Annotated in this window: 5 protein-coding genes and 1 pseudogene; 3 read left to right on the top strand and 3 right to left on the bottom strand. The window is 69.5% G+C overall.

Annotation, left to right across the window (positions count from 1 at the left end):
- Positions 1 to 218 precede the first annotated feature (218 nt).
- Positions 219 to 914 carry a sigma-70 family RNA polymerase sigma factor gene (locus ABEB12_RS34600; protein ID WP_185066061.1) on the bottom strand — a complete coding sequence of 232 codons (696 nt, stop codon included), beginning with the start codon at positions 912 to 914 and terminating at the stop codon, positions 219 to 221.
- 196 nt (positions 915 to 1,110) lie between these two features.
- On the opposite strand from ABEB12_RS34600, the gene ABEB12_RS34595 reads away from it, so the two are divergent.
- On the top strand, positions 1,111 to 1,407 hold the full coding sequence (locus ABEB12_RS34595) for a hypothetical protein (RefSeq protein ID WP_185066060.1): 297 nt from the start codon (positions 1,111 to 1,113) through the stop codon (positions 1,405 to 1,407).
- 365 nt (positions 1,408 to 1,772) lie between these two features.
- The gene (locus ABEB12_RS34590; protein WP_345703392.1) at positions 1,773 to 2,531 is read left to right on the top strand and encodes a hypothetical protein; all 759 of its coding nucleotides are present in this window, start codon (positions 1,773 to 1,775) and stop codon (positions 2,529 to 2,531) included.
- Here ABEB12_RS34590 and ABEB12_RS34585 read toward each other — a convergent pair whose 3' ends face one another.
- Together ABEB12_RS34585 and ABEB12_RS42295 are read right to left on the bottom strand one after the other, a co-directional pair.
- Positions 2,532 to 5,915 (bottom strand): AAA family ATPase, encoded by a 3,384-nt coding sequence (locus ABEB12_RS34585; RefSeq protein ID WP_345703391.1) that lies wholly within the window; start codon positions 5,913 to 5,915, stop codon positions 2,532 to 2,534.
- 9 nt (positions 5,916 to 5,924) lie between these two features.
- Positions 5,925 to 6,365, bottom strand: a pseudogene (locus ABEB12_RS42295) (trypsin-like peptidase domain-containing protein); the annotation flags it as partial.
- Between the two features lie 140 nt (positions 6,366 to 6,505).
- On the opposite strand from ABEB12_RS42295, the gene ABEB12_RS34580 reads away from it, so the two are divergent.
- Positions 6,506 to 7,141: an ArsR/SmtB family transcription factor gene (locus ABEB12_RS34580; RefSeq protein ID WP_345703393.1), complete on the top strand. Its 636-nt coding sequence runs from the start codon at positions 6,506 to 6,508 to the stop codon at positions 7,139 to 7,141.
- Positions 7,142 to 7,921: the final 780 nt, after the last annotated feature.

Raw genomic sequence — 7,921 nt, 5'->3', positions numbered from 1 at the left:
ACCACTTGTTCGGCGGCGCGCGCCGCCATCGAAGTGGTGTTGGTCAGCCGCTCGGTGAGCCGATCGAGGTCGCTGGCGACTTCGTCGGTTCGCTGTTGCCGTAGCGCTCGCCGTACTTCTTCGGTGGCGATCGCCCTGATCTTGTTCTCGCGCATCGCGCTCCCCTCCGGTCACCCTGCTCGACTCGGCGGAGCCCGGATTGGTTGCCGCGCGCTGGCTCAGGCGGCGCTGCGCAGCTGCCGCAGCGACTCGTCCTCGCGCAGGGCGTGCCGGGCGTTGAACAGGTAGCGCTTCACCGCACCCGGGGTGATACCCAGCCGGTCAGCGGCCGACTGCATGCTGTGCCCGTCGTGGTCGACCAACAGCAGCACCTCACGCAGCCGCTGAGACAACCGCTGCAACGCTTTGGCCAGCACCAGCTGACGGGTCACCGAATCATCGATTGCCGGCAGCGGCGCGCCGATGTTCACGGCGATCTCGCTGTCCAACTGGGTGCGGATATCCTCGAACTCGCGGCGGCGCGCGTGCTGACGCAGCCGGCTAATAGCCTCATTGCGCACCGCGCGGTACAGGTAGCCGCGCAGCGCGTCATCCCCATCCAGAGCAGGCGGATTGGCCAGCATCCGGCGAATGACGTCGTGTACGGCCTCCTTGGCGTCCTCGACGTTGTCGAGGTAACGCATCGCGGCGTGGATCAGCACGCCGTGCTGCTCGCGGTAGTGCCGCGCCACCCACTCGCCGAAGGCCTCGCCACGGGCGTGCCCGACGCGGATCAGGCCCGAGCGGTGGCTCCGGTCGGCGGCCGAGGCGGTGCGTATCGCATCCAACCAGCGCACGTCGAACCCGCGCAGCAGCTCGGCCAGCCAGCTGTCCCAGTCGAGGTCGGCTTCCGGTTCGACTGGCTTCTCGGTCACGGCGCGTTCCCCACTGCTCGTCCCGGCACTCGTCTCGGCGGTCATAGCGACTGCGACGCTAGCCAACCGACGCTGGTTGCGCGCAGCCGCTCATCATTGACCCATTCGGGTGATGCAAGGTGGGGTGGGGCAACCCCGGCGCCTGGGGGCCTGTCGGGCTTGGCGCGTATCCACGCGCTCAACCGCAGGAGGAACCATGCGAACCAGCCTGTTGCTCGCCGCCGCGATCGTCGCCGGTGGTGTGTATGCCCCCCTCGCCCACGCGACACCGCTCACGCCCATCCACACCCAGGGCGAAGTCGACTGCACCGCCCGTGACGCATACGACAACGGCGTCAACGTGCGCAACAGATGCGGCCGGCCGATCTCGGTGAAGGTCATCTGGTCCAACCCGACCTGGGTCACCGACTGCTGGAACATCGACGCCTACAACACCCGCCCGTTCCCAAAACCGAAACCAGGCTCCCGGTATCAGACCGTGATCGACTGCTGAGCATCCACACCTCCGGCGGCCCCCGAGCAGCCCACCCACGGGCGCGGCGGATCCCGCGTCGCTGTAGGGAGTCGCGGTTGTTCCGGGAGGCCAGGCCTACGCGTCAACTGTGGATTGGCCGGTTCGGCATGCCGGTGAGCGGTTGATCGCCGTGCACTCAACCGGCTCCTCGCCACAGGTCAAAGGTGGGCACGGCGGTCCCCGTTACCACTTCGAGCTCCGTACGTGGATCTTCGGTGCGTGCGCCCGCACAACCATCGGGGGCTTCGGGTCGTCGGTGGTGATGGGGAGCCCGGCCGGATCGGCGGGCATTGGTGAACCGGTCAGCTCATGGTGACCGGTTACGAGGGATAGGAGCTGTGATCGTGAGGATGGTTCGGTTCAGCCGCCGCGACTGCCTGGTTTCGGCAATCTTTCTCGGCCTCGTCGGGGCGCTGCTCGTCGCAGGCGCGGTAGGTGGGTTGTTACACGAGTCGGAGGCAATGTGCGACAGACGGCCGCTGGCACCGACCGAGCTCTGTCTGACCCAGGACGGGACATACACCCGCGACGAGTTGATCGACCGGGCGGATCGCACCGCGCCGAAGGTTGTGCTGGCGTTGCTCGGTTTCGGCGCGGTGTTCCTCGGGTCGGGCGCCTGGTACGCGCACATGGCGGGCCTGTGGGGCACGCTCGGTGGCATGCTCAGCGGGCGGGCCAAGGCCGAGCGCGAGCGCCGGGCGCGGATGCGGACCACGACCGCGATCGTCGGTGCGGTGGACGGCCCATCCGGGATGCCGATTTTCCTGATCCTGGGTCGCTACACGAGCGACGGCCGGTTCCGGCCGGTGTGTCAGGTGATCGCCCCCGTCGGTGATCTCGCCAGACACATGGCCGCGTTGCTGCGCACCGCGGGTGCGGATCACCCGTGGCCCTGTTCGCCCGGCTTCTTCGACGCACTCTATGGGGGTTGTGCCATCCCGGTGGACTGTCGACGGGTCGTGCCCAGGCTGGTGGTCGAGGTGCGCGCCGAACCCGGCCACACCGACGACGCGTGGGGGCGGGCGGAGTTCGTGAGTTGCCGTCCCGGCCTGTCGGCCCGGCAGGTGCCGCTCGGCACGCAACTCGATCCGGACAGCCGATGATCAGTGCCGGGCGCAGGGCGGTTCATCCGGCATACCCTCCGGTAGCCGGGCACGTTCGGCCGGGGTGAATGGCCGGTTCATCGCCACGCACACCCGGGCAAACCACTGCTCGGGGTCAAGGGTGATGGGGGTGTTCGACAGCCGCAGAGTGAGGGTTTGCCGATCGAGGAGCGGCTGGGGGATCGTCGTCCCGCCGGCCGGCGCGAGCGGGCCGACCTGGCTGCCGTCGCGGAAGTTCCACAGGCTCACCCCCCGCGCGTCGGAAACCACCAGCTCGTCGGTGCGGTCGAAACCGAACAGCTGCATCGGCGGGATCGGGAGGGTCCACACCTGCGCGCCGGCGTCGATGTCCCACACCTGGACCACCCCGTCGGTGGCCATGAACGCCAGGTAGCGGCCGTCGCGGTTGACCACGTACCGCAGCAACGAGTGCGGCGGCGTGTACCCGCCCGAGGTCACCCGCGTGGCTAGCCGGCTGAGCAGCCGCCCGGTGCGCAGATCCCAGATGCCCAACGTCCCGTCTCTGGCGAGTACGAACGCCTGGTGGTCGTGCTCGGGCCGGAGCAGCACGTGGGGCCTGCCGTACACCGGGTCGTGCAGCCAGGCGATCTCAGCGGGGTCGGTGGCCAAGGTGATCGGCGGCCCGAGCGGGACGCCTGATCCGCGCAGGCCGCGCAGCACCCCCCCGGTCAGGGAGAGCTGGGTATCGCCGGCCGGGTCGGGCGCGGATCCGGGACCGGGCACTTGACCGGCGGGCGGGTCGAACCGGTAGAGCGACTCCCCCAACGCGACTACCGGGCTCGGCGCCCCGCCGCGGCCGCGCAGCATCCCGAGGGTATCGAGCGGGCGAAACGGCCCAGGCTGGATCGGGAACGACCAGAACCCCGGCAGGAACAGCTGGTACTGGCGGCCGTCACGGAGCGAGAAGATCGTCAGCAGTGATTGCTGGTCGCTGCCCGCTTCGGCGGTCCAGTAACGCAGGTACTCCCGATCGCCGGACAAGGACACCCAGCCGGCGTCGGAGTCCGCGCAGCCCTTACCGGCCAGCCCGGGGAACGCCGTCGCCGGGGCGCCGTCGGAGGCGCGGGAAACCGAGACCGTGGGTTGGCACGCGATCGCCAAGATTCCGTGCCGGGCCAGCGCACTGCCCGGCGACAAGATGCGCAGCTGCGCACCTGAGGCCAGATCGTAGATCACCAGACGCGAATCCGGCGCGGCGGGCTCGCCCAGGCGCAGCGCGACCCGGCCAGGATCATCGGTCAGCCACGCCTCGGTCACCCGCGCCGTCGGCGGCGGCCGCACGTGGTGCTCGACCGGCCGATTCGCCTCCAGATCCCAGATCCACACATCGGTGCGGTCACTGCTGGCCTGCACCGTCCAGACCGCGCGTCGACCGTCCGCCGACACGGCCAGGTTCGCCGAAGCCTCGCGGTGCCCGCCCGGCGCGGCAAGCTCGACCGGGCCGGCCTGGGTGGGAACGTCCCAGGTGAGCAGCCGGTTGTCCGCATCGAGCCCCAGCACCCGCCGGCCATCCGGAGTCAGCGCCAGCTGCATGTCGTCCGCCGCGTCGGGCAACACCCACGACCGGGGCACGGGCTCGTTCAGACCGGAGACCACCACATGCCCACCGCTGTGCCCAACCAGCACAGTGTCGCTATCCGTACTGGTCAGCAGCTGGTCAATCCGGGTATCGGTCACCCCGGTGACGACCTGGCCGACCGCGAGGTTGGCCAGGTAGGCCCGGCCCAGCGCGCTACGCGCTTCCGGGCTGTGCGGGTCGGCGCGGTACGCGGCGAGTGCGAGCTGTGCCGCCTTGTCCGGCTCGATTCTGGCCTGGTTCGCCGAGTCAATGGCCATGGCACGGACGTTGGCCGCGTCCCGTGCATCGCGGATGTCCGCGCGTGACCGCGCGACCAGGGCGGCCAGCGTGCCGGCGCCCAGCGCGAGCACGAGAAACACCGCGGCCGCGACCCGCCAGCGCCGCACCTCGCGACGCGTCCTGGCCACGCTGGCGCCGATGTAGTCGCGGTGCGCGGCGGACAGATCGACACCGCGCTCGGCGCGCATCTCCTTCGCGGTGCCCAGCGCGCCACCCCGCAACAACGCACCCGGATCACCGCCGCTGAGCACCCAGTGCCGGTACTGGCGATCCATTTCCTGGCGCCACCGCAGAAACCGGCGATCCGCGCGCAGCCGCTCCCGAAACGCCGGCCAATGATCGATCAACGCCTGATGAGCCAGCTCAACAGTCGCCGTGCCGGCGGCGTCATGAGTCAGCACCACCAGCCGCTCAACCGCCAGCCGGCGCGCCACCCCAGCCAACTCGGCCGGCAACTCCCCCAGCGGACACGACGCACGCACAAACCCGGGCCCGGCAGGGCGGGCCAGCCGGATCAGCAACCGCCAACCCCGCTCATCCCGCGCCGAGGCGGTGAGCTCGACGAACACCTCCTCCGCCCGCCGCGCGATCGCCGAAGCCACCCCACCCAACTCCCGATACCGCGCCGTACGCAACAGCCCGCCGTCACGCTGCTCCCATAGCTGGGTCAGCAACGACTCCAACAGCGGCAGCCGCCCCGGCTCCACACCGGTGTCATCCAAGATCCGGTCAACCAGACCCGGCTCGAACGACAGCCCAGGGGAATGCTCGGTCGGCCCGACGATCGCCGCCCGCAACTGCGAGCGGTCCATCGCGCGCAGCACCACTCGGCCCGCATCCAACGCCGCGGCCATCCGCCCCGGCGGCAGGTCATCCACGCTCCCGCCCCGCAACGTGAGCACCACCCGAAACGGCAGCCGATCTCCCACCGACACAGCCTCGGCCAACTCGAACAGCGCGCCGAGCAGCTCGCGGGCCTCGGCGGGGCGGTCCACCGCCAGCTCCTCGAACTGGTCGGCGACCAAAACCAACTCCCGCTCACCCAGCCGCTCCGACAGCTCGGCCGCCACCGAGCCAAGATCCGCACGGATCCGCTCGGCCAGCGCTACCACACAACCGCCGGCCACGTCGGCATCCAGACCCGGGCGAAGCACCGGGGCCAATGCCGCCGCCAGCGCCCGAAGCCCGCCGACCGTACCCACCGTCCGAATCTCACCGAGCCGCCAACCCCCGGCCCGCAACCGAGGAGCAACCCCGGCGCGCAGCAGCGAGGACTTCCCCACCCCCGAACCGCCGGTCACCGCCACCAACGGCGACCCGGCCAAGGCGTCGAGAACACGCTCGACGTCACGCTCACGGCCGCAGAAAAACCGGGCGTGCTCCTCATCGAACGGCTCAAGGCCCCGATACGGGTTGGGCAACAACGCCGGATCCAGCCCCAACACGTCCCGCACCGGCAACGCGAAAGCGGTCGCCGGCCCCTCCGGCCGGGCAGCCACCGCCATCCCCACCACACATCCCGCCGTCACATCCCACACCGGCGACCCGCTAAACCCCCCCGAGATCCGCGGCCCACCATCAGCCGCCCGCAACTGCAACCACCCAGAACCCTGGCGACCCGCGAACCGCCCCGACACCCACTCCCCATCCAACAGATCCGCCGGGAAACCCAACACCCGAAACTCCCGCCCCCACACCTCCCCCGGCTCCCACATCGGCGGCACACCCACCGGCGCCCGCTCCGCCAACGCCAAAATCGCCACATCCCCCGTACCGTCAGCCCGCATCGGCGACCACCGCGCAACCGTCGCGCCACACCGCACCGCCCCAGGCAGAAGCGGAAACTCCACCCACAACGCCCCAGACGGCGGACAGCCGGAATCCCCATCCCACTCAACCCCGTGCGCCACACCCACCACATGCGCACAAGTAGCCACCAGATTCGCCCCAACCACGAACCCGGCACCAGCCACCTCACCGGACTCGCCGCACACACGCACCACCGCGCGCGCGATCACCTCATGCCCGTCGCGATCGGGCGCACCACGCACCCAGACCCACCCCCTCCAGGCCAACGCCCAGTCAATCACACCCGATCGAGACCGAGCTGTTCGAACAACTCGCCCGGGTAGGCAAAGCCCTCGCCAACGGCAAACGCCTGGAGCTGCTGGACCTGTTCGCCCAGTGCCCGCGCGCCGTGGCCGACCTCGCGCAGGTCGCCGACCTCGGACTGACCACCGCCTCGGCGCACCTGCAAATACTCAAACAGGCCGGACTGGTGGCCACCAGCCGCGAGGGCACCACCATCTACTACCGGCTCGCCGACGGCCCCCATGGCGACGTGACCGCCCTCTACGCCCACCTACGGGCGGTCGCCACCGAACGGATGCCCGACGTCCAAGCCGCCCGCGACCGCTACCTGGGCCCCGACGACACCGAACACATCACCCGAGACGAACTCCTACGCCGCGCCCAAGCCGGCCAGGTGACCGTGCTCGACGTGCGACCCGCCGCCGAATACACCGCCGGACACGTCCCGGCGCGATCAGCATCCCCCTCGACCAACTCGCCGAACTACCCGCCGACCAGGAAATCGTCGCTCACTGCCGAGGCGCGCACTGCGTACTCGCCCACGACTCCGTGCGCTTCCTCGCCAACCACAAACCGACCAGCACAACGCCTCACCGACGGCATCCTCGAATGGCGCCTCAACAACCTCCCCGTCGCCTAAGCCACCGCCAGATCGGCCGCGCGCGGCCGGTCTACTCGAACAGGGCGCCGTATCGGGACCAAATCGGTAGCGGTGCGAAAGATATCGGTCGCTCTTGGTTGTCATACACCGTAGCGCCGACCGACTGGTGCCGTGACTCGCTCATCGGCAAGATGGCGGTGAGCGCCCGGAGTCGCGGTCGAGATCATGACTGCGGGCGGCCAGGTACGCCTTGAGAGCGTGCGCGATGATGTCGTGATCCAACGTGTTCAGCGGAACGGCGCCCCTCCAGCACATCCCACAGACCGCCCGCGCTCAGCGTGCCACCCAACGCGAAGTGGCGCAGCCACCGGTGCGCGAAGTCGAGACCGCTGAGCGCAAACCCGACGCGGCGCAGTCGTGGACATGACCCTGTCGTCTCCCGGGGTCATCCACACCCGCACAGCGCTAGCCTTCCCATTGAGGATCGGGTTGGAGAGCAGGGTTTCCCGCTCGCCGGGGCGGAATAGAGGCGACCCTCGGGCCGTGCCGAGCGCGTAGCAACGGAGGGCGGTTTCTCTCCGATCAGGCACGTCGGCAATGCCTGGACAGAGAGCACCTCCACCGTTTCACTCAGCGTCATACCAAAGTGACGTCTCGTGTCGATCACGAAAGATCGCCGAGGTAATCCGAAGATCAAGAAAAGATCAACAAGAGATCAACTCGCCCACTGGGATGATCATGCATGATCATCCATGGTGGGTGTGGCCAGGCCATTGCGCCCGGGGATGCGCGGGTGGACCCTGAGTGTGGACGTGGCTG

The sequence above is a fragment of the Actinospineispora eucalypti genome (genome assembly GCF_039543365.1).
Lineage (GTDB): Bacteria > Actinomycetota > Actinomycetes > Mycobacteriales > Pseudonocardiaceae > Pseudonocardia > Pseudonocardia eucalypti.
This window is presented reverse-complemented; position numbering and strand designations above follow the sequence as displayed.